The following is a 25883-nucleotide window of genomic DNA, read 5'->3' as shown; positions in this document are numbered from 1 at the left end:
CGCGCGGCCGCCAGCTCCCGAGCCGCCGCGCGCGGCCCGCCGGCGCCCGGGCGGCCCGTCAGCCGGCGAGCAGGGCGCGGATCGGGGCGGCCTTGGCGGCGGCCTCGGCGACCTCGGCGGCCGGGTCACTGTCCCAGGTGATGCCGCCGCCGGCCCACAGGTGCAGCAGGTCACCGTCGGCGGCGGCGGTGCGGATGGTCAGGCCCAGGTCGAGGCGGTCGGGGCCGACCCAGCCGAGCGCGCCCATGCTCGCGCCGCGTCCGACGGGCTCGAGCGCGGCGATGCGGGCCAGGGCGGCGCGTTTGGGTGCGCCGGTGACCGACCCGCCGGGGCACACCGCGCGCAGCAGGTCGGCCAGGCCCAGGCCGTCGGCGGGCGCCGCCGACACCGTGGACTCCGCCTGCCACAGGTCACACCAGCGGCGTACGGCGAACAGCTCGTCGACGCGCACCGAGCCGGTACGGGCCACCCGGGCCAGGTCGTTGCGTTCCAGGTCGACGATCATGACGTGTTCGGCGCGTTCCTTGGCCGAGGCGAGCAGGTCGCGGCGTCCGGCGGCGGTGGCCGGGCGGGTGCCCTTGATCGGGCGGGTGACCAGCCGGCCGTGCTCGACGGCGATGAGGGTCTCCGGGGAGGCGCAGCCGAGCGCCCAGCCGGGGCCGTGCAGGGTGCCGCCGTAGCGGGCGCCGGGTAGCGCGGCGAGGCGGGCCAGCGCGGGGCGCGGGTCGCCGCGGTAGCCGGCGGCGGCGTGGCCGACGACGTTGACCTGGTAGACGTCGCCGCGGGCGATGGCGGCGCGGACCGCGCCGACGGCGTCGGCGTGCGCGGCCGGGGTCCAGCTGTCGCGCCAGGGCCCGAGCCGACACGGCGCCGGGGCCGCCGGCCGGGGCGCAGCGGGCATGTCGGTGTGGTGGTAGACGACCACGACCAGGTCGGGCAGCGCCGGCGCGGGACTCGGCGCGCCGGGCGACACGCCGATGGCGTACGCGCCGGCGGCGGCGGACAGGTACAGCGCGGCACCGCACACCGCGGCGTCCGGGTCGTGGCGACCGGGCCGGGCGAGGTCGACGCGGTCGACGCCGTGCGCGGCGAGGAAGCGTTGTGCCAGGTCGGCGGGGTCGCCCCCGTCGCCGATCGACCAGTGCAGCCGGGCGGTCTCGACGAGCCGCCGGCGGCATCCGGGAGGCGCGCCGGGAGCATCGACCTCCACCAGTGGGAGCGCTTCCACGACGTCCGGGCGGTTACGGGTCATCCGTTCAGCCCATTCTGGGTGAACAAGACGCATCCTTGCTCGTTGCCGCTCAGTTTTCCTTGGTACTGTGCGTCACTGGTCATGTGAACCATGACACAGTGCCCCCACAGTCCGGAGAACCCGATGTGTCAGCACCAGCCCACCTGCCCCTCCGCCGACGCGACCGACCGAGAGGCCGCCCGCGTCCTCGCCTGCTTCCCTGAGCAGGGCTGGAGCCTGCTCTGCAACGGTGTCATCGTCTTCGAGGACACCGGTGAGCTGCTCCCCGACGGGCGCACCATCGCCCCGCACCGGGGTCCGGCCCGCCACGCCCTCGTCGCCTGAGCGATCACGCAGCGTCAGTGAGCGTACGCGCCGGTCATGACCGGCGCGCGCACCGGCCGGGGCGGCGACAGCCCACCGCCCCGGCGTCCGCCGCTCAGTCCTCGAACGCCTCCGGCGCGGGACACGAGCAGACCAGGTTCCGGTCGCCGTACGCGCCGTCAACGCGCCGCACCGGAGGCCAGTACCGGCCCGCCCGGTCCACACCCGCCGGATAGGCGCCCACCGACCGCGGGTACGGGTGCGGCCACTCGTCGGCCGACACCATCGCCGCCGTGTGCGGCGCGTTGGACAGCGGGTTGTCCCCCGCCGGCCACTCCCCCGAGCCGACCTTGTCGATCTCCGCCCGGATCGCGATCATCGCGTCGCAGAAGCGGTCCAGCTCGGCCAGGTCCTCACTCTCGGTCGGCTCCACCATCAGCGTCCCGGCCACCGGGAACGACATCGTCGGCGCGTGGAAACCGTAATCGATCAGCCGCTTCGCCACGTCGTCGACGCTCACGCCGGTCGCCTTGGTCAGCGACCGCAGATCCAGGATGCACTCGTGCGCGACCAGGCCCTTGTTGCCGGCGTACAGCACCGGGAAGTGCGCCCGCAGCCGCGCCGCCACGTAGTTCGCCGCGAGGACCGCCACGCCGGTGGCGCGGGCCAGCCCGTCGGCGCCCATCATCCGCAGGTACGCCCACGGGATCGGCAGGATCCCCGCCGACCCGTGCTTGGCCGCCGCGATCGCCGGCCGTCCGTCGGAGCGCGCTCCGAGGGGGTCACCGGGCAGGAACGGCGCCAGGTGCGACCGCACCGCCACCGGGCCCACGCCCGGGCCGCCACCGCCGTGCGGAATGCAGAACGTCTTGTGCAGGTTCAGGTGCGACACGTCCGCGCCGAACCGGCCCGGCTTGGCGAACCCGACCAGCGCGTTGAGGTTCGCGCCGTCGACGTACACCTGCCCGCCCGCGTCGTGGACCTTCGCGCACAGCTGGGCGATGCCGGTCTCGTACACGCCGTGCGTCGACGGGTACGTCACCATGATCGCGGCGAGCGCGTCCCGGTGCTTGTCGATCTTCGCGTCGAGGTCGACCAGGTCGACGTTGCCGTCGGCGTCGCAGCCGACCACCACGACCCGCATGCCGGCCATCACCGCCGACGCGGCGTTGGTGCCGTGCGCCGACGACGGGATCAGGCACACGTCGCGGTGCCCCTCGCCGCGCTCCCGGTGGTAGGCGCGGATCGCCAGCAGTCCGGCCAGCTCACCCTGCGACCCGGCGTTCGGCTGCACGCTGACCGCGTCGTAGCCGGTGACCTCGGCCAGCCAGCCCTCCAGCTGCGCGATCAGCTCCCGGTACCCGGCGGTCTGCGTGTCCGGCGCGAACGGGTGCAGGTGCGCGAACTCCGGCCAGGTGATCGGTTCCATCTCGGTGGTGGCGTTGAGCTTCATCGTGCACGACCCCAGCGGGATCATGCCCCGGTCCAGCGCGTAGTCGAAGTCGGCCAGGCGACGCAGGTAGCGCAGCATCGCCGTCTCCGAGTGGTGGCTGTGGAACACCGGGTGGGTGAGGAAATCCGACGTGCGGGCCAGGCCGTCCGGCACTGCCGCGTCGGTGTCGCCGTCGAACCCGGCGACACCGAACGCCGCCCACACCGCCTGCAGGTGCGCGGCCGTGGTGGTCTCGTCGCAGGAGATGCCGACCCGGTCGGCGTCGACCAGCCGCAGGTTCACGTTGCGTTCGGCCGCGGCGGCCACCACCTGCGCGGCCCGGCCCGGCACGGTCGCGGTGACGGTGTCGAAGAACGCGACGTCCGCGACCTCGACGCCGCCGGCGCGCAGGCCGGCCGCGAGCCGCGCCGCCGCCTCGTGGGTACGCCGGGCGATCGCGCGCAGCCCGTCCGGGCCGTGGTAGACGGCGTACATGCCGGCCATCACCGCGAGGAGCACCTGGGCGGTGCAGATGTTGCTTGTCGCCTTCTCCCGGCGGATGTGCTGCTCGCGGGTCTGCAACGCCAGCCGGTACGCCGGGTTGCCGTCGGCGTCGCGGGACACCCCGACCAGCCGGCCGGGCAGCATCCGCTCCAGGCCCGAACGCACCGCCAGGTAACCGGCGTGCGGACCGCCGAAGCCCATCGGTACGCCGAAGCGCTGGGTGGTGCCGGCGGCGATGTCGGCGCCGATCTCGCCCGGCGGGCGCAGCAGCGTCAACGCCAGCAGGTCCGCCGCGACGGTCACCAGCGCGCCCGCGCCGTGCGCCGCCTCGACCAGCGCCCGATGGTCACGGACCGTGCCGGACGCGCCCGGGTACTGCAGGTGCAGGCCGAAGAACTCCGCCGGCAGTTCGTCGCGCTCGACGTCGAGCACGCGCACCTCGATGCCGAGCGGCTCGGCCCGGCCGGCGATCACCGCGACGGTTTGCGGCAGCGCGTCGGCGTCGACCACGTACACCGGGCTCTTGCTCTTGGACGCGCGGCGGGCGAGCGTCATCGCCTCGGCCGCGGCGGTGCCCTCGTCGAGCATCGACGCGTTCGCGACTGGCAGCGCAGTCAGGCCGGACACCATGCTTTGGAAGTTCAGCAGCGCCTCCAGCCGGCCCTGGCTGATCTCCGGCTGGTACGGCGTGTACGCGGTGTACCAGGCCGGGTTCTCCAGCACGTTGCGGCGGATCACCGCCGGGGTGTGCGTACCGTGGTAACCCAGGCCGATCATGGACACGGCGACGGTGTTACGGGCGGCCAGGGCGCGCAGCTCGGCGATCGCCTCCCGCTCGCTCGCCGGGGCGGGCAGGTCCAGAGTGCCGTGCCAGCGGATCACCTCGGGAATCGCGGCGTCCATCAGCTCGTCGACGGAGCTGTATCCGACGGTCTCCAGCATCCGGCGCTCGTCGTCGCGGCCGGGACCGATGTGCCGGTCGGCGAACTGCTCTGCGGTCATGCGCTGCGCTCCTTGATGGGGGCGAGGTCGACGGGTCGGCCTCCCCCTGAGTCGCGCTGACGCGCTCCACAGCGCCTGCCCACGTGGTCCTTTTGCCTGAGAGGTTCCGGGGAGAATCTGCCCCTTCGGCGCCGTCGAATCGACGGTCTCTCCCACGTGGGTGGTACCGGCACCCCCAACGCTACCAGCGGGCGTGTTTCCGGCTCATGTCCCGGGGGTTGATCACACCGGCGCCGGGGCCGCCGCGCACCGGTCGGCCAGCGCCCGCAGGGTGGCGCCCAGCGGCGCGTCCAGGCGCAGCGCCGCGTACCCGTCGCCGCGGGTGACGCCCTGGTTGACGATCGCCACCGGGATGCCGTGGCGGGCCGCGCGCAGCACGAACCGCCGCCCCGACATCACCGTCAACGACGACCCGAGCACCAGCAGCGCCCGGGCCCGTTCGACCAGCGCGAAACAGTCGGCGACCCGCGGCGCGGGGACCGTCTCGCCGAAGAACACCACGTCCGGTTTCAGCATGCCGGTGCCGCACAGGCCGCAGTCGGCGGTGCGGAACCCGGTCACCGCCTCGTCGGGCAGGTCCACGTCGCCGTCGGGGTTGACACGCGCCACCCGCGCGTCGAATCCCGGGTTCGCCTCCGACAGGCGCCGGTGCAGCTCGTCGCGGCCGGTGGCGTTGCCGCAGTCCAGGCACGTCACCTCGTCGAGGCGGCCGTGCAGCTCGATCACACCGGTGGCGCCGGCGGCGGTGTGCAGCCCGTCGACGTTCTGGGTGATGATGCCGCCGAGCAGCCCGGCCGCCTGCAACCGGGCCACCGCCCGGTGCCCGTCGTTCGGCTCCGCCCGGGCGATCATCTGCCAGCCCAGGTGGCTGCGTGCCCAGTACCGCCGCCGCGCCAGCGGATCCCGGGTGAACTCCTGGTACGTCATCGGGGTGTGCCGGCGGGCCGCGCCGCTGGGCCCCCGGTAGTCCGGGATGCCCGACTCGGTGGACAGGCCCGCGCCGCTGAGCACCACCACGTCACCGGCGGCCACCAGCCGTGTCAACTCCTCGAACGCCTCACTCACCCGTCCATGGTCCCTCGCCGGCCCCGCGCCTCCCACCCGCTCACCCGACCGCTCGCCCGCCCGGTGCCGTCGATCATGAGGTTGGCGGCGGTCCGGCCCGGCGTGTCGTACCGCCAACCTCATGATCGGCGGCCCGTCGCCCGGCGAGGCCGCCGGGCCCGGGCTAGGTTGAGCGCATGCGCGTCGTGATTGCCGGAGGGCACGGGAAGATCGCCAAACTGCTGGAGCGGGAACTGGCCGGACGCGGCGACACCGCGCTCGGACTGATCCGCAACCCCGACCACGCCGCCGCGCTGCGCGCCGCCGGCGCCGAACCGGTCGTCTGCGACCTGGAACACACCGACGTCGCCACCCTCGCCGGCCACCTCACCGGCGCCGACGCGGTCGTGTTCGCCGCCGGCGCCGGACCCGGCAGCGGCGCCGCCCGCAAGGACACCGTCGACCGCGGCGCCGCCGTGCTGCTCGCCGACGCCGCCGTCCGCGCCGGGGTACGCCGCTACCTGCTGGTCTCCTCCATGGGCGTGGACAACGCACCCGCCGAGGGCACCGACGACGTGTGGGCGGCGTACCTGCGCGCCAAGAAGGCCGCCGAGGACGACGTCACCGCGCGGGACCTCGACGTGACGGTCCTGCGGCCCGGCCGGCTCACCGACGACGAACCCGAAGGCCGCATCACCCTGACCCGGCACGCCGGATCGGGCGCGATCAGCCGCGCCGACGTGGCCCGGGTGCTGCTCGCCCTGCTGTACGCCCCGGCCACCGCCGGACACACCCTGGAACTCGTCGGCGGAGACACCCCCATCGCCGAAGCGGTCGCCGCGGTCGACGCCTGACCCACCGGGTACGTCCCGGCCCGCCCGCCGCCGCGGCGGACCGGGACACCGGATCAGCGCTGGTGGCGCGACAACGCCGGCTGCGGCGCGCCCCCGCCGCCCTGCGGCAACTCCCGGGCGATCCGCTCCATCGTGCGCGACAACTGCTCACTGCCGTCGTCGAGGTGCCGGGCGGCCGCCTGCATGTGCGAGATCATCATCTCGCCGAAGATCCGCAACGCCTCACGCGTCGCCACCGAGTCGTCGAAGCCGCTGCCGGCGGCGCTGCGGTACTCCGTCACCGCCCGCTCGGCCTCCCGCTTCGCCTCCTCCGCCGCCGCCCGCATGTAACTCTCGTACTGGGTACGGGCGTACTCGGCGACCCGGCGGGCGTAGTCGTGGGCCTGCGCGATGATCTGCTCGGCCTCCCGCTGCGCCGCCGACAACAGGTTGACCTCCTTCGCCGCCGGCGCCACCGCCGCCTCGGCGCTCGGAATCACCCCGTGCCGATGCAGCTCCAGATGGTCGTTGAGCCGCTCGTTCTCCGCCCGCAGGTTCGCCACCTGCGCCGCCAGCAGATCCAGCTCGTCGGCCACCTGCAACCGGAACCGGTCCACGTCGGTCTGGTCGTAGCCGCGCCGGGTGAACGCCGCCGACCCGAACTCCCACCGCCGGACCCGGTCCGAGGTCAACCGCACCTGCACCGGACCGGACACCTGCTGCGCGTCGTAACTGCTGATCGGACCCGCGCTCACCGGTCCACCTCCGTTCGCGGCTGCGGGGCTCGCAACACCGGCTCACTCCTCGCGCTCACCGGCCCACCTCCGTTGTTCCCGGCCCCTCGGCGCCGGTCATCGTCCGCCACGCCGGGCCGTACCAGTGCTTGCCGTAGCCCTCGTGATGCACCTGGCCCGGCTGGTAGCCGGCGCCGGTGAACGCCGCCACCGAATGAGCCACCATTTCGTCGGACCCGCACACGTACACGTGCCGCGACCGCCAGTCCCCGTCGGCGAGCACCCGGTCGGCGATCCGCACCGACTCCCCCGGCCGGGCCGGATCCGCACCCGCCACGTACGACACCCGCAGCCACGGATGCGTCGCCGCCAGCTTGTCGATCGCCTCGCTGTCGTAGAACTCCGCCCGCGAACGGGCACCCACATACAGGTCCACCCGCCGCCCCGAGCCCTCCGCCGCGACCTGCTCCACCAGCGCCTTCACCGGCCCCCAGCCGGTACCAGCGGCCAGCAGCAGCAGATCCGACGACCCGGCCTGCCACAACGTCAACCGGTCCCCCACCGGCGACGCCAGGTGCAGCTGGTCACCGGCCGCGCACCCGTACACCAGACGCGACGACACCACACCACCCGGCGCGGCCCGCACGTGCAGCTCCACCGTGCCGTCCGGGCGCGGCGCGTTCGCCGGCGAGTAGTACCGCCACGACCGCACCGCCGGATGCGACACCCCGATCGACTGGCCCGCCGTGAACGGCAACAGGTACTGCGGACGCACCGTCAGCACCGCCACGTCGAACGTGCGCTGCTCGTGCGTCAGCACCTCCGCCACCCACCACGGCGGTGACTGCGACTCCGCGGCCTGCGCACCCTCGGTCATCACCTGCGCCACGAGCCCGTACGCCGCGGTCCAGTCGGCGGCCAGCTCCTCGGTCCACGCGTCACCGCAGAAGTGCCGCAACGTGGCCAGCAGCGCCTCACCGACCGCCGGGTAGTGCTCGGCGCGCACCGCGAACTTGCGGTGATCCGCGCCCAGGTCCCGCAGGAACCCGACGAGCCGGTCAACCTGGTCCACGTGGGACACCACGTGCCCCAGCGCCGCCACCAGACGGTCCCGCTGCCCGGCCATGTTCGTGGGGAACATCTGCCGGGTCTCCGGATGCGCCAGGAACAGCGTCGAATAGAAGTAGAGCGGCACCTGGTCGCCGTGCGCGGCGACCAGGGACCAGCTCTGCTTGAGCCGTGCGACGTCCACGCTCAGGCGTCTCCCGCCGACACGACCTGCTCCCGCACCTGCCCGAGCACGACCTGCACGTCAGCGATCACGTCCGCCGGCACACCCAGCTCGACCAGCGTCGCGGTCAGGTGCTCACCGACCTTCGTGTAGTGCTCCCCGGTGATGCGCAACGGCTGATGCGCCTCGGCCAGCCCACGGCCCGCGTACTCGTTCGGACCACCCAGCACCACCGCCAGCATCAGCGCCAGGTGCCGCCGCTGCTCCACCATGTCCACGTCGGAGAAGTAGCCGGCCAGATCCGGATCGGCCAGCATCTTGTCGTAGAACAGCTCCACCGCGGCCTTGACCGCCGCCGCGCCGCCGATGCGCTCGTAGTGGGAGATCGGGGTGGTCTCGCTCGTCACCGTCATGCTCGGTCCTTCCACCAGGGGTCCGCGGGCAGCGCCGCGGCAGGGGCTCGCCGTCCGGCGCGGCGTCACACAGCGTTCCGCCGTGATCCCGACACGCCGACGACCGGAACGGACCATAGCGCGCCCGCCACGGCACTTCACGCCCGCCCTGTCCGGATCCCGACAACTGTCAACCACGGACAGTGAGCAAAACGGCCGAAGCCGATTGACGTATCGCGGCAGACCGGACACGAACCGTCATCGCGAACGGCGTACGGTCCTTTTCGGACATCGCCCGCGCGCATGCCGTGACCTGCGCACATTCCCGGCCACCCCGAACCGCTTTCCCCGCCGGCCCCGGCCCAGGGCGGAGGACCACACCCCGTCACCAAAACACGAATCGCACCGCACCCTTTTTCGGGCGCGGCGCGATCCCGTCAACGAGACGCGACGCAGGTCACCCGGCCCGGCGCCGCGCCCGGCGCGCCGCCAGCTCGTCCCCCACCGACTCCGGCTCCGGCTCCACCGCCGGCACGGCCGGCTCCTGCCCGCCCACCGGCTCCGCCGGCAGATGCGACAACGAACCCTGGATCTCCTTGAACGCGCCACCGATCGCGATGCCGAACACGCCCTGGCCACCCTGCAACAGGTCGACCACCTCCTCCGGCGACCGGCACTCGTACACGGTCGTCCCGTCGGAGATCAACGTGATGCCCGCCAGATCGTCCACCCCACGCGACCGCAACGCCTCGATCGCCCTACGGATGTTCTGCAGCGACACCCCGGCGTCCAGCAGCCGCTTCACGACCTTCAACACCACCAGGTCGCGGAACGAGTACAACCGCGACGTCCCCGAACCCGACGCGTCGCGCACACTCGGCACCACCAGCGCCGTACGCGCCCAGTAGTCGAGCTGCCGGTAACTGATCCCCACCGCCGAACACGCGGTCACACCCCGGTAACCGACCTCGCCGTCACCGGCCGGATCGGCCCCCACACCCGCCTGCCGTTCCGCACCCGGACCAGAATCCCGCGGCTCGTGCATCGGACCAACCTCCCCGCGCCCGTGGCGGTGCCGCGTCGATTCCCCGTACGCGCACCACTCGACACGGCAACCCTAACGCCGCCCCCCGGACTTCACCCGCAGGAAACACCGCGACACGCCGCGCCACCACCGCGGCGGGACACCTCAACCCGCGAAGTCCTCCGGACGCACCTGCTCCAGGAACTCCCGGAACTTCTCCACCTCGTCCTCCTGCTCGTCCGGGATTACGATCCCCGCCTCACTGAGGACCTGCTCCGCACAACGAATCGGAGCACCCACCCGCAACGCCAACGCGATGGAGTCACTCGGCCGCGCCGACACCCGCACACCGTCACCGAGGAGAAGATCCGCGTAGAACACGTTCTCCTTCAACTCGGTGATCTCCACCGCCCGCAACGGCGCCTGCAACGCCGCCAGCACATCCCGCAGAAGATCGTGCGTCAAAGGCCGGGCCGGCTTGACCCCCTGCTGCTCGTAAGCGATCGCCGTCGCCTCGACCGCGCCGATCCAGATCGGCAGATAGCGGTCCCCCTCGACCTCCCGCAGCAGGACGATCGGCTGGTTGCTGGGCAACTCCACCCGAACTCCGACCACGCTCAGCTCGCGCACCGCCGCCTCCGTGTCGTCGTCACCTTGCACCGCGCCCGTCCCTGCACGGTACACGGACCAGGACACGGGAGTCCCACGCGCTACGTGCACCACGCCTCGCCGGACGGGCATACCCCGGCAAGCCTACGACACGCTCCGCCGACCAGATCTTTCCGCGCCACCCACGACGAAGGGCCGGGCGCCCACAGCACCCGGCCCCTCGCACCGACCTCACCGGCCCAACGTCGACCGCAGCCCCACCCGCACCAACGCCGCGTGCAACCGCTGCGACAACGCCACCAACTCCCGCGCCGTCTCCGCCGCCCGCGCCCGCGCCGCCGGATCGCTCTGCCGCGCCAACGGCGCCACAAGCTGCGCGAACAACCCGACCTCACGATCCGCCGCCGACCGGAACGCCCGCAGATGCCGAGGCTCCAACCCGTACGCCGCCAGACCCGCCACCGCACTCGCGATGATCAACGCATCCGCGTCGTACCACCCCGGCGGATCCGGCACCAGCACACCCAGCCGCTCCAACTCCGCGAGCGTCGACTCGTCCACACCACTACGAGCGATCAGACCCGCCCGGTCCAGCCGCACCTCCGACGACTCGGCCGACTCCGCCGGCTCCCGGCCCGGAACCTCACCACCCGGACCCACAGCCACCAGATTCGGCCGCCCCCGCCCCGGCGACGGACCAGACCCGTCCCACTCGGCCAACTGCTCCCGGATCACCCGCAACGGCAGGTACTGATCCCGCTGCGCGGTCAATACGAACCGCAACCGCGCCACGTCGTCCCAGCCGTACTTCCGATAACCCGACGGCGTCCGCTGCGGCTCCACCAGGCCCTCGGCCTCCAGAAACCGCAACTTCGAGATCGTGACGTCCGGAAACTCCGGCCGCAACTGCGCCAGCACCTCGCCGATACTCATCAGCGCAGGCGCACGCGCCGCCCCGGACGGCGTCGAAGCCGCAGGCTCGTTCACCCCCGGCCGGCCTCCTCCTCCGGGCGCGGACCGGCGATGAACACCACCCGGAACTTGCCGATTTGCACCTCGTCACCGTTGCTCAACGTCGCCGCCTCGACCCGCTCACGATTCACGTACGTGCCGTTCAGGCTGCCCACATCCCGCACCGTGAACGTCCCACCGTCACGGTGGAACTCCGCGTGCCGCCGCGACACCGTCACGTCGTCCAGGAAGATGTCACTGTCCGGGTGCCGCCCACTCGTCGTCACATCGTGGTCCAACAGGAACCGGGCACCCGCATTCGGACCCCGGCGAACCACCAGCAACGCCATACCCGGCGGCAACGAACCGGACATCCGGCTCGGCACCACATCGGTGTCCGGCCCCTCCAGCACTTCGTCGAGCGAACCGAGATTGAGCGTCGAAGTGACGTCGAGCGGGGGGAACTCGTCGTCTGGGCGCGTCATGGGACCACCTCACGGATCTGTTCGGTCGGCGTCAGGGAATGGCGGGACTGGCCGCCGGGCAACACCACACCCGGCGGCTGGCTCCCCGTGCCCGGGAAGGCGCATTCCGCAACGCTCAAACTGTTGGTTCTCGGTCGACTGGGCGAGCCTAGCCAGCGCCGAAATGCAGGGCAACCGGACGCGCGGAACCGCGCCGCCGCCCGGAACAGCACGAACTCAGCTCTCGGTGAGCTCGCGGTACGCATCGGCGGTCAGCAAACCCTCGACCGCCGCCGGATCGTCCGGAGTGATCTCCACCAACCACCCCGCACCGTACGGATCCGTGTTGATCACCTCAGGGGTGTCGGCCAGCGCCTCGTTGCGCGCCGCCACCGTGCCACTCAACGGCGCGTAGATCTCCGACACGCTCTTCGTCGACTCGATCTCGCCCAGCGACTCACCCGCCGCCACCACCGCACCGGCTTCCGGCAGCTGCACGAACACGATGTCACCCAGGGCGTCCTGCGCGAAGTGCGTGATACCGACGCGGACGACACCACCGTCACCACCGACCACCCACTCGTGCTCGGCGGTGTACCGCAGATCCTCAGGAATCACCAACTGCGTCCTTCGTCATCGGTGCACCGGAGAAACCGGCGCGGCCGCGACCGGTCAGGAGACCGGCCGGGCGTGGTCCAGCTTGATCGGCGCGTGCAGCTGCGAAACCTCCACAACCTCACGATCCTCGGACGTCACGTTACCGCCGCCGTCCCGCACCGATGCGACCACCCCGCCGGGAATGTTCAACGCCGTACGCATCGTCGCCGGATCACCGATCACCATGATCGTGAACGGACCCGTCAACCGCCGCCCGTCCACCACCAGCGCACCGTCCGGCCCGTCCACGAAATACGTCGACGCGATGATCCGCGCCGCCGTACCGTCCGCACCCTGGATCTGCATCGCCTCCGCGCCCGCACCCCGCAGCTCCTGCACCGCGTCCAGGATCCGCGTCGACGACACCGCCTTCGCCGGCCCCGTGAACCGCACCTCAAGACCCGGACCCACCGCCGGCAACGTACCCGCCAGGATGCCCAGCTCGTCCGCCCGCCGCGTCGCCTCCTCCAGCGCCGCCTGCCGGCCCTGCTCACCCGAGCGCAACTGCCGCTGGCTCTCCTCCAGCAACTCGATCTCCTGGCGCAGCCGCCGCTCCCGCGAATCCAGATCAGACGAGATCCGCACCAGGTCCTCCTCCCGCGTCGCCGCGAGCGTCGGATCCGTCGACGTCGTCTTGAACTGCACCACCAGCGTGAAACCCAGCAACGCCAGCAACACCGCGATCATCGCGCCCGCCGACGAGAACCGCCGCGCCGCCGACGGCGCCGCCGCCCCGGCCGACGCACCCGGCTCCGGCTCGGACTCCGGCACCGCCTCCCGCTCCGCGGGCTCCACCGCCTCGTCCGGCACCGGCTCCACCGGCGCCAACGGGCTCAACTCGTCCGGATCGGGCGCGTCCGGGCGCGGATCCGGCTCACCGGCCGGACCCGACGGCCGCGCCGGCTCCCCCGGCCGCGGCCACCCCGTACCCGTCTCCCTGTGTTCCTCGCTCATCGCCACAAACCTACGCCCGGAACAGGTGCCGGCGGATCGCCGCCACATTTCCGAAGATGCGCACCCCGAGCACGACCACCACACCGGTGGACAACTGACCGCCCACGCCCAACTGGTCACCCAGATACACGATCAGCCCCGCCACCAGCACGTTCGAGATGAACGACACCACGAACTGCTTGTCGTCGAAGATCCGGTCCAGCTTCGCCCGCACCCCACCGAACACCGCGTCCAACGCGGCCACCACCGCAATCGGCAGATACGGCTGCAACGCCGCCGGCACCGTGGGGTCCAGATACACCCCGAGCACCACACCGGCGAGCAACGCCAGCACCGCGATCATCGGCCACCTCCCGAGGGGCTGGAAGAACCACCCGGGCCGGACGACCCGGGACTCGACGAACCGGCGGCACCCGAACCCGAGGGACGCGCACTCGCGCTCGGACTCGGGGTCGCCGGAGGCTCGGCGTAGCGTAGCCGCGGCTGCGGCGCCGCCGGCAGGGTGAGGTCGTCGGCCCGCTTCACCCCGAACGACAGACCCGTCGTCCGCGCCACCTCACGCATCAACGCCGCCGCCCGGCTCTGGTCGAACCGGTCCCGCATCGACCGCGGCCCGATCGCCTGCACCTCGTACGGACCCGTCACCGGCCGGTAGTCCACCAGGATCGCCTCACCCGCCGACCGGATCGTCGACGTCGCCGTCAACCGCTGGCCGTTCACCGCCACCGCCTCGGCACCCGCCGCCCACAACGCGTTCGCGACCTTCTGCAGATCCGAATACAGCACCCGGGACGGACCCGCGTCACCGGTGGTCACCCCGTCCTGATCCGCCGCCGCGTCGGCCAGCCGCACCACCACGCCGTCCCCGCGCACCCGGGCCAGGCCGGTACCCGCCTCCAGCGTGCGCAACCGGGACGCCTGCGAACCGCTCAACGTGGCGTCCCGCTGCCGCCCGACCTCCTCACGCAACTGCTCGGCGCGCTCGGTCAACCGGTCGGTCTCCGCCTCCCGGCCCTTGATCTCGGCGACCAGCCCTGCCCGCGCCGTCGCGCGGCTCGGCTCCTCCGCCACCGTCTCCCGGTACGCCACCGCGAACAGGAACCCGATCACCGCCAGCACCACCAGGCTCACCGGCCGGCCCAGCACCTGCCGCACCCGCGACACCGAGCCCGTCGCCCGGCGCGCCGCCGCGTCCCCGTACCCGGGGTCCAGCGGATTGCGGAACAGCTCGGTCAGGAAGTCCGGCGCGTACACCCGGGTGGACGGGTCGCGCTCCTTGTCCCCGTCCCGCGACGGCGGAGTGGTCATGCCGCCGCCTCCGCGCGCTGCGCCCGCACGAGGCGAGCGGCCTGCACCACGTACATCGCGCCGGCGACCCAGTAGAGGACGAGGCCCCACCACGCCAGCCCCCAGCCGATCGCCCCGGCGGCGGTGCCGGCGTCCGGCACCGCGTCGGCCAGCAGCAGGATCGGGAACGCCGCCAGCAGCAGGAACGTCGCGGTCTTGCCCACGTAGTGCACCGGCGGCGGGCCGTAGCCGTAGCGGCGCAGCACCCCGAGGGACACCAGCAGCAGCAGTTCCCGGGCCAGCAGCGCCCCGGTGAACTGCCACGGCACCACCTCGCGGGCGGTGAACGCGAGCAGCGTGGCGAGGATGTAGAGGCGGTCGGCCAGCGGGTCGAGCAGCTCGCCGAGCCGGCTCACCTGTCCCAGGCGGCGGGCGATCCAGCCGTCCACCCAGTCGCTGGTGCCGCCGACGGCGAGCACCGCGATGGCGGCGACGTCGGCCCGGACCACGAGGAACAGGTAGAGGAAGATCGGCACGCCGACGAGCCGGACGAAGCTGATCAGGTTGGGCAGCGTGAGGACGCGGTCTCCCACGACAGTGGTCCCGGAATCCGGTTGCTCCGCTGGAGCCGGCCGACGCGACACCGAACCCTCCCTTCGCAGCACGGTCCGGCAGCCGGATGAACGGCCGCTGGAGGGACGTGCGCGTTGCCGGCCGGTCAGACGCCGGCGCCCTCTGTGATCCCGGGCTGGGACCTCCCCGACGCGGCCCGCCCTCGTGGTGATCACGGGCCGCCCAGGTGCGCTGCCACTATATCGGGCTCGCCCTTCTCCCCCGGGTGCCGTGCTGCGTCGTTGCTCAGGGGTGTCACGGTGGGGACCGTCACACCCGCTAGGGCATCCTAGGACACTAGTCGAGCAGCTGGGGACGGTGCGCGTGGCGGGGTGTGAGGTCAGGCGGAGCGGGCGGTCGAGTCCGAGCCGGCCTGCGGGGTGGTCATCGTCGCGGCCTGGCTGAACGCCACCAGGGCCAGCAGCAGCTCGTGCTGCACCCGGTTGGGCATCCGGTCCAGCACGGCCTGCACCGCCCGGTGCCGCCGGTCCTGGAGGTCGCGCAGCAGCGTCTCCGCCGCCGCGGTGGGGATCAGCCGCACCTCCCGCCGGTCGCGCGGGTCCGCCACCCGGCGCAGCAGGCCGACCGCCTCCAGGCGGTCGCAGAGCCGGCTCGCCGACGACGGGACCACGTCCAGCAGCTCGGCCAGCCGGTTCACGTTGGTGTCCGGATGCGACACGATCAGCGACAGCACCCGCAGCTGCGTGGGCGAGACGCTGACGGTGTGCCGGGACGTCGCGGAGTCGAGCACACCGATGAGCGCCTCCGCAGCCGATTCGATGGCCGCGGCAAGATTCGGAGGTCGCTCCACTCGCTGTCCCCTGCGATCGTCCCGCTCGTGTCCGCTCCGCCGCCCCCGTCACTGCCCCGTCACGTCGCCGGACCGGCTGGAGCCGCGCCAGTCCAGGCAGACGACGACCGCGTCGTCACGGAGGTCCGCGTCGGCATGGTACGCATGCAGTTCGCGCATCACCGTACCAACTGCCTCGGTCGCCGGCTGCAGCCGAGTCGACCGCATCGCGCGCGCCATCGCCCGCACACCGTACGGCTCCTGGTCGTCGGGCTCCGCCGCGTACACCCCGTCGCTGACGACGAAGAGACGATCGCCCGGCTCCAGAGTGAACTCCTGCACGTCGTAACGCGTCTCGGCGAACATGCCCAGCGGCAGCTGCTGCTCCAGCGCGATCGGCGTGACGCGGCCCCCGCGCAGCCGCAGCAGTTGCGGTGAACCGGCGTCCACCGCCCGCATCACGCCCCGGCGGCTGTCCAGCTCCAGCAGCAGCGTGGCCACGTGCCGGCTGCCCCGGTGCTGGTAGTAGATGGTGTCCGAAGCCAGCTCCGCCTGCTCCACCAGGCTGCCGCCGGAACGCCTGGCGTTGCGCATGGCGTTCACCGTCATCGCCGTGAGCATCGACGCGGCCAGCCCGATGCCGGTGCCGTTGAGCACGGTGAGGGTGAGCCGGTCGCCGTCCACCGACCAGTCGAAGTGGTCGCCGCCCACCGTGTACGCCGGTTCGAGCTGCCCGGCGAGCAGCGCGTCGCCGATCCGTACGCTGCGCCCCGGCAGCAGATCCCACTGCATCTCGGCGGCCATGCTCAGCCGCTCCCGCCGCCGGGCGCGCCGGTAGCGGTCGGTCTCCCGGTCGGCCGCCCGGATCGCCACGGCCAGCTCCCCCGCGGCGTCGCGGGCCGCCTCCACAGTGGCCGCGTCCGGGTCGCCGGGCAGATCCACCATCAGCACGCCGAGCCGCTCCCCCCACACCGACAGCGGCAGGTAGGCGCGGCAGCGGCCGTCCTCGACGACGTCCAGCACCGGCTCCTGGCTGCTGAAACAGCGCTGCGCCACGCTGTGGGCCAGCAGCGGGCCGCCGTCGGGCACGTCCGGGTCGAGCACCGGCCAGAGCCCGCTGGCGCGGTAGTCGGCGACGAACACCTCCGCCCGCGCGGCCCCGAGCGTCTGGCGCAGCACCGCGTCCGCGGTCTCCGCCAGCTGGTCGGGTGACGCCGTGCGCAGGGCACGCGACACCGATCCGGACGCCTCCGGCATGCTCATCCTCCGATGACGACTATTGCTACAGGGCAAACATCATACGAAGGTGCCCGAACGGTGAACGCCCCGCCTCGGCCGCGCGTGACCCGACCGGCTCAGCCGGCTCAGCCGGCCTCGCGCAACGCCAGCGCGCCGTGGAACGCGTCCGGCACCGGCTCCGGCTCACCCGCCGGCCGCCACCGCGCCACCGGCACGATGCCGTCGCCGGTCGGCTGCCAGCGGCCCAGCAGCGGCGCGAACCGCTCGGGCGCCCGCATCCGGAACGCCGGACCCATCATCGCCAGCGCCTCGGGGTGCCCGGCCAGCTCCTCGGTGTCGAAGTCGATCGCGAGCCGGCTGCCCGGCGCCACCGCCTGGTACAGCTCGTCGAGCGTACGCGCGAGCGTCTCGTCGTCCAGGAACGCCGCCAGCCCGAGGAAGACCACGCCCACCGGCCGTCTCCCCCAGCCCGGGACGAAACGGTGCAGCAGCGCCCGGTCGACGGTCCCGATGTCGGTGGCGTCGCCGTAGCCGTACCCGGCCCGGTCGCTGCCGGCGAGCAGACTCCGGCCCAGCCGGACCGTCTCCGGGTCCACGTCGGTGTAGAGGACCGTCGCCTCCGGCGCGACCTCGTGCACGTTGCCGCAGGTGGGGGCGCCCGCGCCGAAGACCAGGAAGCCGTTCACCCCGTCGGCCGCCATCGCCCGCACGGTACGGCCGAGAAAGCCGCGCAACGACCGGAAGATCGCCGCACAGGGCCCGTACGCCGCCTCGAACGCGGCGGCCGCCGCCACGTCCACCGGGCGGTGGTGCCGGCCGCCGAGCCAGTAGTCGATCATGCGGGCGGTGCTCGGTCCGTCCGGCTGATCCATCGACGGGGCTCCCTCCCCTGGGCGCTGCACCCGAGCGTACCCACCGGGCGACCCCGCGCGGTATCGCCCCGGGCCGGCCACCCGGGCCGCGATACTGGCCGCGGGAGCGCCGGCCACGAGGAGGTACGGGTGAACTCGGCGAACGGGGCCGCGGTGGTGGTCGGGGTGGACGGCTCCGAACCGGCGACCCGGGCGGTGCGCCTGGCGGCCCGGGAGGCCCGGCGGCGTAACCGCCCGCTGCGGGTGGTGCACGGTTTCATCTGGCCGTTGCTGCGCGTACCGGTCTCCGCGCCGGCCGGGTCACCACCCGGCGCCGGCCTGCGCAACCAGGCCGAGCAACTGGTCTCCGACGCGGTCGCGGCGGCCGAGGCCGAGTCGCCCGGGCTGCGCATCACCGGCGAGATCATCGACGGGGAGGCGGCAGCGGTGCTGCTCGGCGAGTCCCCCACCGCCGCCGTGGTCGTGCTCGGCGACCGGGGCCTGGGCGGATTCGCCGCGCTCGTGGTCGGGTCGGTGGCGGTGCAGGTCGCCTCGTACGCCGACTGCCCGGTCCTGATCGCGCGCGGCACGGACCACGAGGGCGGCCCGGTGGTGGTCGGCGTGGACGGCTCCACGCTGTCGCGCGCCGCCGTCGAGTTCGCCGCGGAGACCGCGTCCGCGCGCGGCGCCGCGCTGCACGTGGTGCACGCCCGCCCGGCGAGGCGCGGGCGCGACGACGAGGCCGAGGAGGGCGAGCGGGTGCTCGCCGAGGCGCTCGCCGGGATCGGCGAGCGGTGGCCGGACCTGCCGGTACGCACCGAGGCGGTACGCGCCAAGCCGGTCGCGGCGCTGACCGCGGCGTCGGCCGGGGCCCAGCTCGTCGTGGTGGGCCGGCAGGGCCGGGGCGAGCTGGGCGGGCTGCTGCTGGGCTCGGTGAGCCAGGGGATCCTGCACCGCTCCGCCTGCCCGGTAGCGGTGGTCCGGGCCCCGGACTGAGCGGCGGACCCGCCGGCCGGCCGAGCGGCGGGTCCGCCCGCAACGGTTGGTCCCGGCCCGGGCGGGTAGACGCCTGAGTCAGCCGACAGCGATCCGGAGGAGGCAGAGATGCCAGGACCACGGCCGGGCAGCAACGCGTACGACAAGCAGCGGGCACGCCTTCGCGACCTCGTCGAGCAGTCCGGACGGGCGTCCGACAAGGAGGCGAACCAGGTCGCGAACCGGATCCTCCAGGACGACAGGGGGCAACGCGGCGTGGTCCGGGGCGAACGGACCTACGGCCCCAAGGGCAACCGGGAACCGGGTGACCCGAAGTGAGGACGGCAGCGGTTGTCGACGGCGCCATCGCGGGCGCCGTCGGCAGCGCCGTCCTCAACGCGGTCTCGTACCTCGACATGGCGTTGCGGGCCCGGCCGGCCAGCAGCACCCCGGAATCGGTCGCCGGACGGCTGGCCGACGTCACGCACGTCGACCTGGGCCCCGGCGACGAGGCGGCGAACCGCCGCTCCGGTCTGGGACCACTGCTCGGGTACGCCACCGGCATCGCCGCCGGCGCCGCGTTCGGCGTGGTCGCGGCGAGTCGGCGGATTCCGTTGCCGGTGGCCACGGTGCTGCTCGGCGGCGGCGTGATGGCCACCTCGGACGGCTCGATGACGGTGCTCGGCGTGACCGACCCGCGCACGTGGCGCCGCACCGACTGGGTCTCCGACCTGATCCCGCACCTGGCGTACGGGCTGTCGGCCGCAGCCACCTGGCGGCGGCTGCGGCCGACAACGGCTCGCGGTTAGCTCTCGTCGTCGGCGACCGGCTCACCGGCCGGGCCGTACGGCGACACCTGTCCCCTGGGGACGGGCCGTCCCGCATCCGCGTTCGACGTGCCCCGGCTCCGCGAACGGCCGCCCGCCCGGGTGGCCGTCTTGCGGCTGTCCTGGCTGGTGGCGCCGAGGTCGTTCCGGCGCAGTTCCTCCTGCTGCGGCTTGACCACGGGTCTCTCCTTCCGGTGGGGCGCACGGCCGTCGACCGCGCACCCGGCCCGCGTACCCGCCGCCGGCTCGCGCATTCCGGACGGGCCCGGGGGTCTGGCCGGGGCCGGGGCGGGTAATCCGGGTGGATGCCAGACGATCGCAACGTCGCACGGGCCCTGCTGGACCGGCAGTCCCGCACGTACGCGGAGGAGGCCGGCATCGCCCTCGCGGACCGGCCCGGCCCGCTCTACCAGTTGCTGGTGCTCACCACGCTGCTGAGCACCCGGATCCGGGCCTCGGTGGCGGTGGCCGCCGCCCGGGAGCTGTTCGCGGCCGGCTACCGCACCCCGCAGGCGATGGAGGCGGCGAGCTGGCAGGACCGGGTCGACGCGCTGGGCCGGGGCCACTACCGGCGCTACGACGAGCGGACCGCGACCATGCTCGGCACCGGCGCCCGCCTCTGCCTGGACCGCTGGCACGGCGACCTGCGGCGGCTGCACAAGGAGGCCGGCGCCGACCGGGCCGTGCTGCGCCGGCTGCTCACCGAGTTCCCCGGCATCGGCCCCACCGGGGCGGACATCTTCCTGCGCGAGGCGCAGTCGGTGTGGCCGGACGTGTGCCCGTACGCCGACCGGCGCACGCTGGCCGGGGCGAAGCGGCTGGGCCTGCCGGCGAGCCCCGGCGACCTGGTCGGCCTGGTCGGCGAGGCCGACTTCGGCCGGCTCGCGTCGGCGCTGGTGCGGGTGGCCCTGGGCGAGGAGTCGGCGGGCGAGGTGAGCCGCAGCGCCGCCACGGCCCGGTGACTACTTGGCCGGGCCGGGCTTCGTCAGGTTCCAGGCCAGCAGCGAGGCGAGCAGCGCGAGCAGCACCACGCCGCCGGAGACGCCACCCTCACCGCCACTGTCGCGGCTTCCGGTGAAGCCGAAGTAGATCACGGCCAGCCCGGCCAGCACGGTGATGAACGTCCGCATTCCTCGGTCCTTCACGCCCGCACCGTACGACCGGCGGCGCGGGCCGGGACGCGGATCGGGCGGTTGTCCCCCGTCCGGGTGTCAGTCCGGGGTGCGCCCGACGGCGGGGCCGCGCAGCCGGACCCGGCGGATCGCCCGTCCGGCCACCTCGACCACCTCGACGGTGAGGCCGGGCAGCCGGACCCGCTCCCCCGGGCCCTCGGGCAGCCGGCCCAGACCGGCCAGCACCAGCCCGGCCACCGTGGTGTACTCGCGCGACAGCGGGAACGTGACCCGTACGCCCACGTCGGGCAGGTCGTGCAGCGGGAAGTCGCCGGGCAGGAGCAGCGCGCCGTCCGGCTCCCGCACGGCGCGGCGCACGTCCCGGTCGGTCTCGTCGTACAGCTCGCCGACGACCTCCTCGAGCAGGTCCTCCATGGTGACCAGGCCGTCCACGCCGCCGTACTCGTCGACCACCAGCGCGAGCTGCTCGTGCCGCTGGCGCAGCTGCCGCATCGCGTCGGCCACCGGCAACGTGCCCGGCAGCAGCACCGGCGGGCGGGCCCGGTCGCCGACGCGCGCCCCGTCGGCGTCCACCAGGTCGCGGATGTGCACGGTGCCGCACACGTCGTCGAGCCCGCCGGGTCCGATCACCGGCGCCCGGGACCGGCCGGTGGCCGCGAGCCGCCGCATCGCGTCGGCCGCCGGCAGGTCGGCGGGCAACGTGGTCACGTCGCGGCGCGCGACGAGGATCTCCCGCAGCGTACGGCCGGCGATGTCGAAGGCTCCGGCGAGGATCTCCCGCTGCTGGGCGGACAGGCCGCGCTGGCTGACCAGCATCTCCCGCAGCTCCTCCTCGGTCACCTCCTGCCGGCTGGCGCGCGGGTCGCCACCGGCGAGCCGGACCAGCAGGTCGGTGGAGCGGCCGAGCAGCCACACCGCCGGCCGGGACAGCCGCGCCAGCAGGTCCAGCGGCCCGGCGCTGATCAGCGCCCACCGTTCCGCGGTCTGCATGGCGAGCCGCTTGGGTGCCAGCTCCCCCACCACCAGGGTGAGGAACGTCAGCAGCAGCGTCACCAGGAACACCGCCACCGGGCGGGCCGCCCCGCCGAGGAACCCCAGCGGGCCGACGAGCGGCTCGGCGAGCGTCACCGCGGCGGCGGCCGAGGCGAGGAACCCGGCGAGCGTGATGCCGAGCTGGATGGTGGCCAGGTAGCGGTTGGGTTCGCGGGTGAGCCGGCTCAGCCGCGCACCGGCCCGCCCGGAGCGCGCCAGCCGGCGCAACTGCCCCTCCCGCAGGCTCACCAGCGCCATCTCGCTGCCGGACAGGGCGGCGTTGACGAGGATCAGCACCAGCACCAGCGCGACCTGGACACCCATCAGTCCGTCTCCAGGTCGTCCAGCGAGATCGCGTGGGTCATCAGCCAGCGGGCCAGCGCGGCCATCCCGAACAGCCACAGCGGCGCCGACTCGGTCGGGCCGTTCGTGGCGTAGATGGCGAACCGCAGGTCCGGTGCCCGGTACGCCTCGATCCGCCACTTGTGGTTCTTGTCCCGCCAGACTGCGGAAGGGTCCATGGCGTCACGGTAGGTGACGGCTCGGGCCGGTGGCGCCGGATGGCTCAGCCCGGCGGGCGGACCACCTCGCGGGCGTCGTCGGGCAGCCGCCGGGTGGCGCCGCGCCGGTCCAGCAGTTCCAGCAGCGGCACCGCCACCCGGCGGGTGGTGCCGAGCGCCTGCCGGGCGGCGCTGAGCGTGAACGGCTGCGGCAGCCCGGCGAGCACGCGTACCGCGTCGTCCGGGGCGCCGGGCAGCAGCACCACGTTCTCGGCGAGCTTCAGCAGCGCGCCGGCGCGTACCGCGGCGCCGATCTCGCGGGGGCCCAGTCCGAGGTCGGCCAGGTGGTGCGCCTCGGGGGCCTGGAACGGGCGGTCGCCGTACTCGGCCCGGACCCGGTCCACCGCCCGGGCCACCGGGTCCGGCAGGGTGTGCTGCCCGGCGGCGGTGACCAGGCCGTCGCGCAGCCGCAGCGGTGGGCGCAGCAGCGCCGTGACCAGGGCACGGTCGGGCAGGTCGAGGCGGTGGCGCAGCACGTCGACGGGTACGCCCGCGGCGAGCGGATGCTCGGCGGCGTACCGGGTGACCTCCTCGGTGAGGCGGCGGCCCAGGTCCCGCCAGTGTTCGGGGTCGGCCAGCCACTGCCCGGTCACCGGGGTCGCGGTCGGTGGCACGCCCATCCGGGTCAGGTCACCGGCGCGGACGAGCCGCCGCCGGCGCAGCTCCCCGGCCAGGTCCGGCCGTCCGTCCAGGCCGGCCAGCACCGCGGCACGGGCGGCCGCCGCACCCCGGCGGCGCAGCGGCGGCGGGTCCACGTCCAGCACTGTCACGCCGCCCGCGACGTGGTGCCGGCCGGGGTCGCGCAGCAGCGCCCGGTCCCCGATCAGCAGCGGCAGCGGGCGGTCCAGGCGCAGCCGTACCGTGTCCGGGCCCAGCGGCCGGACCCGGGCGGGCACCGCCGCCGAACCGGCGTGCAGGGTGAGCGTGGCCGGGAGGTCGGCGGCCGGGTCGCCGGACAGCCGCACGTCGAGCAGGTCGGTGCGCCCGAACCGGCCCGGGGTGAGCAGCGCGTCGCCGCGCCCGACCCGGTCCCGGGACAGGCCGCGCAGGTTCACCGCGACCCGGGCCACCGCCTCGACCTCGGCATGCGCGACACCGAGGGAGTGCAGTCCGCGTACCCGCACCGTCTCCCCGGTGGCGGCCAGTTCCAGCTCGTCGCCGACGCGCAGCCGGCCACCGCCGAGCGTGCCGGTGACCACCGTGCCGCTGCCGCGCACGGTGAACGCGCGGTCCACCCAGAGCCGCACCGGCGCGTCGGCGGCCGGGCCGGGCAGCCGGGCGGTCAGGCGGTCCAGGGCGGCGCGCAGCTCGGGCAGCCCGGCGCCGGTGACCGCGGAGACGGGCACCGCCTCCACCTCACCGAGCGAGGTCGCGGCGATCTCCTTGCGGGCGCGTGCCGTCGCCGGCCCGGGGTCGGCCAGGTCCGCGCGGGTGACCGCGAGCAGCCCGTACGACACACCCAGCGCGTCCAGCGCGGCCAGGTGCTCGGCGGACTGCGGCATCCAGCCCTCGTCGGCGGCCACGACGATCAGCGCGGCCGGGACCGGGCCGACACCGGCGAGCATGTTCGGCACGAACCGCTCGTGCCCGGGTACGTCGACGAAGGCGATCGTGCCGCCGGACGGCAGTGTGGTCCAGGCGAAGCCGAGGTCGATGGTCATGCCGCGGCGGCGTTCCTCCGCCCACCGGTCCGGTTCCATCCCGGTCAGCGCCCGCACCAGCGTCGACTTGCCGTGGTCGACGTGCCCGGCGGTCGCCACCACCCACATGCCGGTCAGTCCTCCACGCTCAGCACGGCCGCGCGGACCCGGTCGTCGGCGTCCTCCGGCACGGCGCGCAGGTCCAGCAGCAGCCGGCCCTGCAGCACCCGCCCGAGGACCGCCGGCTCGCCGGTGCGCAGCGGCTCGGCGTACCGCTCGGGCAGGCTCAGCGCCCACGAGTCCAGCTCCACGCCAGGCGCCCCGCCGCCGCCGACCACCGCGGCGCTGGGCACCACCTCGGCCTTGCAGCCGTCTTCGCCGAGCCGGTCCCGCAGCCGCTCCAGCCGGTCCCGCAGCCGGACCGGGTCGGCGTGCAGCGCGTCCCGGGTGGGTGTGGTGGGCGCGTACAGGGTGGCGGCGAGCGCGGAGAGGGTGAGCTTGTCGACCCGCAGCGCCCGCGCGAGCGGGTGCCGGCGCAGCCGCTGCACCAGGTCGGCGTCGCCGAGCAGCAGACCGGCCTGCGGTCCGCCGAGCAGCTTGTCGCCGCTGGCGGTGACGAGGTGCGCGCCCGCGCGCAGTGTGGTGGCGGCGTCCGGCTCGGCGGGCAGCAGCGGGTCCGGCGCGAGCAGCCCGGACCCGATGTCGACCACCACCGGTACGCCGAGCGTGGCCAGCTCGGCCACCGGCACCGCCGACGTGAAGCCGGAGACCACGAAGTTCGACGGGTGCACCTTGAGCACGAAGCCGGTCCGCTCGCCGATCGCCGCCTCGTAGTCGGCGCGGGTGGTGCGGTTGGTGGTGCCCACCTCGCGCAGCCGCGCGCCGGTGCTGGCCAGCAGGTCGGGCAGGCGGAACCCGTCGCCGATCTCGACCAGCTCACCGCGGCTCACCACGATCTCCCGGCCGGCGGCCAGCGCGGTCGCGGCCAGCACCAGCGCCGCCGCGCCGTTGTTCACCACGTGCACCGCCCCGGCGTCGGGCACCGCGGCGGCGAGCGCGTCCAGCGCCTCCCGGCCGCGCCGGGCCCGCCGCCCGGTCCGCAGGTCCAGCTCCACGTCGGTGTGCCCGGCGGCGGCGACCAGCGCGTCCACCGCCGACGGGGCGAGCGGGGCGCGGCCCAGGTTGGTGTGCAGCACGACACCGGTGGCGTTGAGCACCGCGCGTGGCGTACGGCCGGGCAGGTCGGCGAGCGCCGCGTCGCGTACCTGATCGGGGGTCAGCTCGCCCCGGCGGGCGCGGTCCTGCGCGCGGACGATCGCGGCCTTGACCCGGTCGCGGCCGAGCGTCGCGGCGGCGGCGGCCAGCGCGGGGTCGGCGAGCAGCGCGTCGGTGCGCGGCACCCGCCGTCGCGGGTCGACCTCACGCATCGGTGCACTCCCGGGAACGGTTTGGCGGAGACGGACGGGAATCGAACCCGCCTGGCCCGGGTCCCGGACCACACCGGTTTTGAAGACCGGGAGGGGCACCAGCCGCCTGAACGCCTCCACGCAG

At 74.1% G+C, this 25883-nt stretch carries 30 protein-coding genes, 1 tRNA gene and 1 riboswitch; of the genes, 6 read left to right on the top strand and 25 right to left on the bottom strand.

Features of this window, described 5'->3' with window-relative positions; translation table 11 throughout:
- Positions 1–58 precede the first annotated feature (58 nt).
- Positions 59–1252, bottom strand: a complete 1194-nt coding sequence (locus O7604_RS23690; protein WP_281577818.1) for a chorismate-binding protein — start codon at positions 1250–1252, stop codon at positions 59–61.
- A 123-nt stretch (positions 1253–1375) separates the two neighbouring features.
- Here O7604_RS23690 and O7604_RS23685 point away from each other — a divergent pair, with 123 nt between their 5' ends.
- Positions 1376–1576: a DUF5999 family protein gene (locus O7604_RS23685; RefSeq protein WP_013286363.1), complete on the top strand. Its 201-nt coding sequence runs from the start codon at positions 1376–1378 to the stop codon at positions 1574–1576.
- Positions 1577–1670: 94 nt separating this feature from the next.
- Here O7604_RS23685 and gcvP read toward each other — a convergent pair whose 3' ends face one another.
- Together gcvP and O7604_RS23675 are read right to left on the bottom strand one after the other, a co-directional pair.
- Positions 1671–4493, bottom strand: coding sequence for an aminomethyl-transferring glycine dehydrogenase (gene gcvP / locus O7604_RS23680; protein WP_281577817.1), 2823 nt, complete (start codon positions 4491–4493; stop codon positions 1671–1673).
- A 74-nt stretch (positions 4494–4567) separates the two neighbouring features.
- Positions 4568–4658, bottom strand: a riboswitch (glycine riboswitch).
- 57 nt (positions 4659–4715) lie between these two features.
- On the bottom strand, positions 4716–5558 hold the full coding sequence (locus O7604_RS23675; protein ID WP_269706071.1) for an NAD-dependent protein deacetylase: 843 nt from the start codon (positions 5556–5558) through the stop codon (positions 4716–4718).
- A 176-nt stretch (positions 5559–5734) separates the two neighbouring features.
- Between O7604_RS23675 and O7604_RS23670 the strand changes: the two genes are divergently transcribed.
- Positions 5735–6391, top strand: coding sequence for an NAD(P)H-binding protein (locus O7604_RS23670; RefSeq protein ID WP_281577816.1), 657 nt, complete (start codon positions 5735–5737; stop codon positions 6389–6391).
- Positions 6392–6444: 53 nt separating this feature from the next.
- On the opposite strand, the gene O7604_RS23665 is transcribed toward O7604_RS23670, so the two are convergent.
- The 15 genes from O7604_RS23665 to O7604_RS23595 all read right to left on the bottom strand — a co-directional run bounded on the left by O7604_RS23665 (position 6445) and on the right by O7604_RS23595 (position 18186).
- Positions 6445–7125 (bottom strand): DivIVA domain-containing protein, encoded by a 681-nt coding sequence (locus tag O7604_RS23665; protein WP_281577815.1) that lies wholly within the window; start codon positions 7123–7125, stop codon positions 6445–6447.
- A 55-nt stretch (positions 7126–7180) separates the two neighbouring features.
- The gene (locus tag O7604_RS23660) at positions 7181–8356 is read right to left on the bottom strand and encodes a globin domain-containing protein (protein ID WP_281577814.1); all 1176 of its coding nucleotides are present in this window, start codon (positions 8354–8356) and stop codon (positions 7181–7183) included.
- A 2-nt stretch (positions 8357–8358) separates the two neighbouring features.
- The gene (locus O7604_RS23655) at positions 8359–8748 is read right to left on the bottom strand and encodes a group 1 truncated hemoglobin (protein ID WP_281577813.1); all 390 of its coding nucleotides are present in this window, start codon (positions 8746–8748) and stop codon (positions 8359–8361) included.
- Positions 8749–9184: 436 nt separating this feature from the next.
- On the bottom strand, positions 9185–9772 hold the full coding sequence (locus O7604_RS23650; protein ID WP_281577812.1) for a MerR family transcriptional regulator: 588 nt from the start codon (positions 9770–9772) through the stop codon (positions 9185–9187).
- A gap of 144 nt (positions 9773–9916) precedes the next feature.
- Positions 9917–10381: a bifunctional nuclease family protein gene (locus tag O7604_RS23645; protein WP_088647333.1), complete on the bottom strand. Its 465-nt coding sequence runs from the start codon at positions 10379–10381 to the stop codon at positions 9917–9919.
- A 210-nt stretch (positions 10382–10591) separates the two neighbouring features.
- Positions 10592–11293 (bottom strand): MerR family transcriptional regulator, encoded by a 702-nt coding sequence (locus O7604_RS23640; RefSeq protein ID WP_269706060.1) that lies wholly within the window; start codon positions 11291–11293, stop codon positions 10592–10594.
- A gap of 50 nt (positions 11294–11343) precedes the next feature.
- A complete protein-coding gene (locus O7604_RS23635; protein ID WP_007071101.1) occupies positions 11344–11796 on the bottom strand; it encodes an FHA domain-containing protein in 453 nt (150 codons plus the stop codon).
- Between the two features lie 216 nt (positions 11797–12012).
- Positions 12013–12393: a glycine cleavage system protein GcvH gene (gcvH, locus tag O7604_RS23630; RefSeq protein WP_269706058.1), complete on the bottom strand. Its 381-nt coding sequence runs from the start codon at positions 12391–12393 to the stop codon at positions 12013–12015.
- 54 nt (positions 12394–12447) lie between these two features.
- The gene (locus O7604_RS23625; protein ID WP_281577811.1) at positions 12448–13386 is read right to left on the bottom strand and encodes a DUF881 domain-containing protein; all 939 of its coding nucleotides are present in this window, start codon (positions 13384–13386) and stop codon (positions 12448–12450) included.
- A 10-nt stretch (positions 13387–13396) separates the two neighbouring features.
- A complete protein-coding gene (locus O7604_RS23620; protein ID WP_007071104.1) occupies positions 13397–13729 on the bottom strand; it encodes a small basic family protein in 333 nt (110 codons plus the stop codon).
- The gene (locus tag O7604_RS23615) at positions 13726–14694 is read right to left on the bottom strand and encodes a DUF881 domain-containing protein (RefSeq protein WP_281577810.1); all 969 of its coding nucleotides are present in this window, start codon (positions 14692–14694) and stop codon (positions 13726–13728) included. Before O7604_RS23615 ends, O7604_RS23620 begins: the two co-directional genes overlap by 4 nt.
- Positions 14691–15266 (bottom strand): CDP-alcohol phosphatidyltransferase family protein, encoded by a 576-nt coding sequence (locus O7604_RS23610; RefSeq protein WP_269706052.1) that lies wholly within the window; start codon positions 15264–15266, stop codon positions 14691–14693. Before O7604_RS23610 ends, O7604_RS23615 begins: the two co-directional genes overlap by 4 nt.
- 359 nt (positions 15267–15625) lie before the next feature.
- A complete protein-coding gene (locus O7604_RS23605) occupies positions 15626–16096 on the bottom strand; it encodes a MarR family transcriptional regulator (protein WP_269706051.1) in 471 nt (156 codons plus the stop codon).
- A 48-nt stretch (positions 16097–16144) separates the two neighbouring features.
- Positions 16145–17332, bottom strand: coding sequence for a GAF domain-containing SpoIIE family protein phosphatase (locus tag O7604_RS23600; RefSeq protein ID WP_281577809.1), 1188 nt, complete (start codon positions 17330–17332; stop codon positions 16145–16147).
- Positions 17333–17439: 107 nt separating this feature from the next.
- On the bottom strand, positions 17440–18186 hold the full coding sequence (locus O7604_RS23595; RefSeq protein WP_281577808.1) for an SAM-dependent methyltransferase: 747 nt from the start codon (positions 18184–18186) through the stop codon (positions 17440–17442).
- A gap of 129 nt (positions 18187–18315) precedes the next feature.
- Here O7604_RS23595 and O7604_RS23590 point away from each other — a divergent pair, with 129 nt between their 5' ends.
- The 3 genes from O7604_RS23590 to O7604_RS23580 all read left to right on the top strand — a co-directional run bounded on the left by O7604_RS23590 (position 18316) and on the right by O7604_RS23580 (position 19949).
- A complete protein-coding gene (locus O7604_RS23590; RefSeq protein WP_281577807.1) occupies positions 18316–19161 on the top strand; it encodes a universal stress protein in 846 nt (281 codons plus the stop codon).
- A 108-nt stretch (positions 19162–19269) separates the two neighbouring features.
- A complete protein-coding gene (locus tag O7604_RS23585) occupies positions 19270–19479 on the top strand; it encodes a hypothetical protein (RefSeq protein ID WP_013286381.1) in 210 nt (69 codons plus the stop codon).
- The gene (locus tag O7604_RS23580; RefSeq protein WP_281577806.1) at positions 19476–19949 is read left to right on the top strand and encodes a hypothetical protein; all 474 of its coding nucleotides are present in this window, start codon (positions 19476–19478) and stop codon (positions 19947–19949) included. The genes O7604_RS23585 and O7604_RS23580 overlap by 4 nt, the downstream gene beginning before the upstream one ends.
- On the opposite strand, the gene O7604_RS23575 is transcribed toward O7604_RS23580, so the two are convergent.
- Positions 19946–20146 carry a hypothetical protein gene (locus tag O7604_RS23575; protein WP_281577805.1) on the bottom strand — a complete coding sequence of 67 codons (201 nt, stop codon included), beginning with the start codon at positions 20144–20146 and terminating at the stop codon, positions 19946–19948. The two genes, O7604_RS23580 and O7604_RS23575, sit on opposite strands and share 4 nt — an antisense overlap.
- 126 nt (positions 20147–20272) lie before the next feature.
- On the opposite strand from O7604_RS23575, the gene O7604_RS23570 reads away from it, so the two are divergent.
- On the top strand, positions 20273–20929 hold the full coding sequence (locus O7604_RS23570) for a hypothetical protein (RefSeq protein ID WP_269706039.1): 657 nt from the start codon (positions 20273–20275) through the stop codon (positions 20927–20929).
- On the opposite strand, the gene O7604_RS23565 is transcribed toward O7604_RS23570, so the two are convergent.
- The 6 genes from O7604_RS23565 to O7604_RS23540 form a co-directional block, all read right to left on the bottom strand.
- A complete protein-coding gene (locus O7604_RS23565) occupies positions 20930–21112 on the bottom strand; it encodes a hypothetical protein (RefSeq protein WP_194803387.1) in 183 nt (60 codons plus the stop codon).
- A 66-nt stretch (positions 21113–21178) separates the two neighbouring features.
- A complete protein-coding gene (locus O7604_RS23560; protein ID WP_269706037.1) occupies positions 21179–22456 on the bottom strand; it encodes a hemolysin family protein in 1278 nt (425 codons plus the stop codon).
- The gene (locus tag O7604_RS23555) at positions 22456–22653 is read right to left on the bottom strand and encodes a hypothetical protein (RefSeq protein ID WP_030503909.1); all 198 of its coding nucleotides are present in this window, start codon (positions 22651–22653) and stop codon (positions 22456–22458) included. Before O7604_RS23555 ends, O7604_RS23560 begins: the two co-directional genes overlap by 1 nt.
- A 44-nt stretch (positions 22654–22697) precedes the next feature.
- Positions 22698–24461, bottom strand: a complete 1764-nt coding sequence (gene selB, locus O7604_RS23550) for a selenocysteine-specific translation elongation factor (protein WP_281577804.1) — start codon at positions 24459–24461, stop codon at positions 22698–22700.
- 5 nt (positions 24462–24466) lie between these two features.
- Positions 24467–25759: an L-seryl-tRNA(Sec) selenium transferase gene (selA, locus tag O7604_RS23545; protein ID WP_281577803.1), complete on the bottom strand. Its 1293-nt coding sequence runs from the start codon at positions 25757–25759 to the stop codon at positions 24467–24469.
- Positions 25760–25781: 22 nt separating this feature from the next.
- A tRNA-Sec gene (locus O7604_RS23540) sits at positions 25782–25877 on the bottom strand.
- Between the last annotated feature and the right edge of the window lie 6 nt (positions 25878–25883).

Source organism: Micromonospora sp. WMMA1947 (assembly GCF_027497355.1).
In the GTDB taxonomy this organism is placed as follows: Bacteria; Actinomycetota; Actinomycetes; order Mycobacteriales; family Micromonosporaceae; genus Micromonospora.
Note: the sequence above shows the minus strand (reverse complement) of the source record. Positions and strands in the feature narration are given on the sequence as shown.

What these genes read in the sequence shown, in the direction of transcription:
- O7604_RS23690 (WP_281577818.1), bottom strand. Translation starts at nt 1,252, where the DNA reads ATGACCCGTAACCGCCCGGACGTCGTGGAAGCGCTCCCACTGGTGGAG.
- O7604_RS23685 (WP_013286363.1), top strand. Translation starts at nt 1,376, where the DNA reads ATGTGTCAGCACCAGCCCACCTGCCCCTCCGCCGACGCGACCGACCGA.
- gcvP (WP_281577817.1), bottom strand. Translation starts at nt 4,493, where the DNA reads ATGACCGCAGAGCAGTTCGCCGACCGGCACATCGGTCCCGGCCGCGAC.
- O7604_RS23670 (WP_281577816.1), top strand. Translation starts at nt 5,735, where the DNA reads ATGCGCGTCGTGATTGCCGGAGGGCACGGGAAGATCGCCAAACTGCTG.
- O7604_RS23655 (WP_281577813.1), bottom strand. Translation starts at nt 8,748, where the DNA reads ATGACGGTGACGAGCGAGACCACCCCGATCTCCCACTACGAGCGCATC.
- O7604_RS23650 (WP_281577812.1), bottom strand. Translation starts at nt 9,772, where the DNA reads ATGCACGAGCCGCGGGATTCTGGTCCGGGTGCGGAACGGCAGGCGGGT.
- O7604_RS23640 (WP_269706060.1), bottom strand. Translation starts at nt 11,293, where the DNA reads ATGAGTATCGGCGAGGTGCTGGCGCAGTTGCGGCCGGAGTTTCCGGAC.
- O7604_RS23635 (WP_007071101.1), bottom strand. Translation starts at nt 11,796, where the DNA reads ATGACGCGCCCAGACGACGAGTTCCCCCCGCTCGACGTCACTTCGACG.
- O7604_RS23625 (WP_281577811.1), bottom strand. Translation starts at nt 13,386, where the DNA reads ATGAGCGAGGAACACAGGGAGACGGGTACGGGGTGGCCGCGGCCGGGG.
- O7604_RS23620 (WP_007071104.1), bottom strand. Translation starts at nt 13,729, where the DNA reads ATGATCGCGGTGCTGGCGTTGCTCGCCGGTGTGGTGCTCGGGGTGTAT.
- O7604_RS23615 (WP_281577810.1), bottom strand. Translation starts at nt 14,694, where the DNA reads ATGACCACTCCGCCGTCGCGGGACGGGGACAAGGAGCGCGACCCGTCC.
- O7604_RS23600 (WP_281577809.1), bottom strand. Translation starts at nt 17,332, where the DNA reads ATGCCGGAGGCGTCCGGATCGGTGTCGCGTGCCCTGCGCACGGCGTCA.
- O7604_RS23595 (WP_281577808.1), bottom strand. Translation starts at nt 18,186, where the DNA reads ATGGATCAGCCGGACGGACCGAGCACCGCCCGCATGATCGACTACTGG.
- O7604_RS23585 (WP_013286381.1), top strand. Translation starts at nt 19,270, where the DNA reads ATGCCAGGACCACGGCCGGGCAGCAACGCGTACGACAAGCAGCGGGCA.
- O7604_RS23570 (WP_269706039.1), top strand. Translation starts at nt 20,273, where the DNA reads ATGCCAGACGATCGCAACGTCGCACGGGCCCTGCTGGACCGGCAGTCC.
- O7604_RS23560 (WP_269706037.1), bottom strand. Translation starts at nt 22,456, where the DNA reads ATGGGTGTCCAGGTCGCGCTGGTGCTGGTGCTGATCCTCGTCAACGCC.
- O7604_RS23555 (WP_030503909.1), bottom strand. Translation starts at nt 22,653, where the DNA reads ATGGACCCTTCCGCAGTCTGGCGGGACAAGAACCACAAGTGGCGGATC.
- selB (WP_281577804.1), bottom strand. Translation starts at nt 24,461, where the DNA reads ATGTGGGTGGTGGCGACCGCCGGGCACGTCGACCACGGCAAGTCGACG.
- selA (WP_281577803.1), bottom strand. Translation starts at nt 25,759, where the DNA reads ATGCGTGAGGTCGACCCGCGACGGCGGGTGCCGCGCACCGACGCGCTG.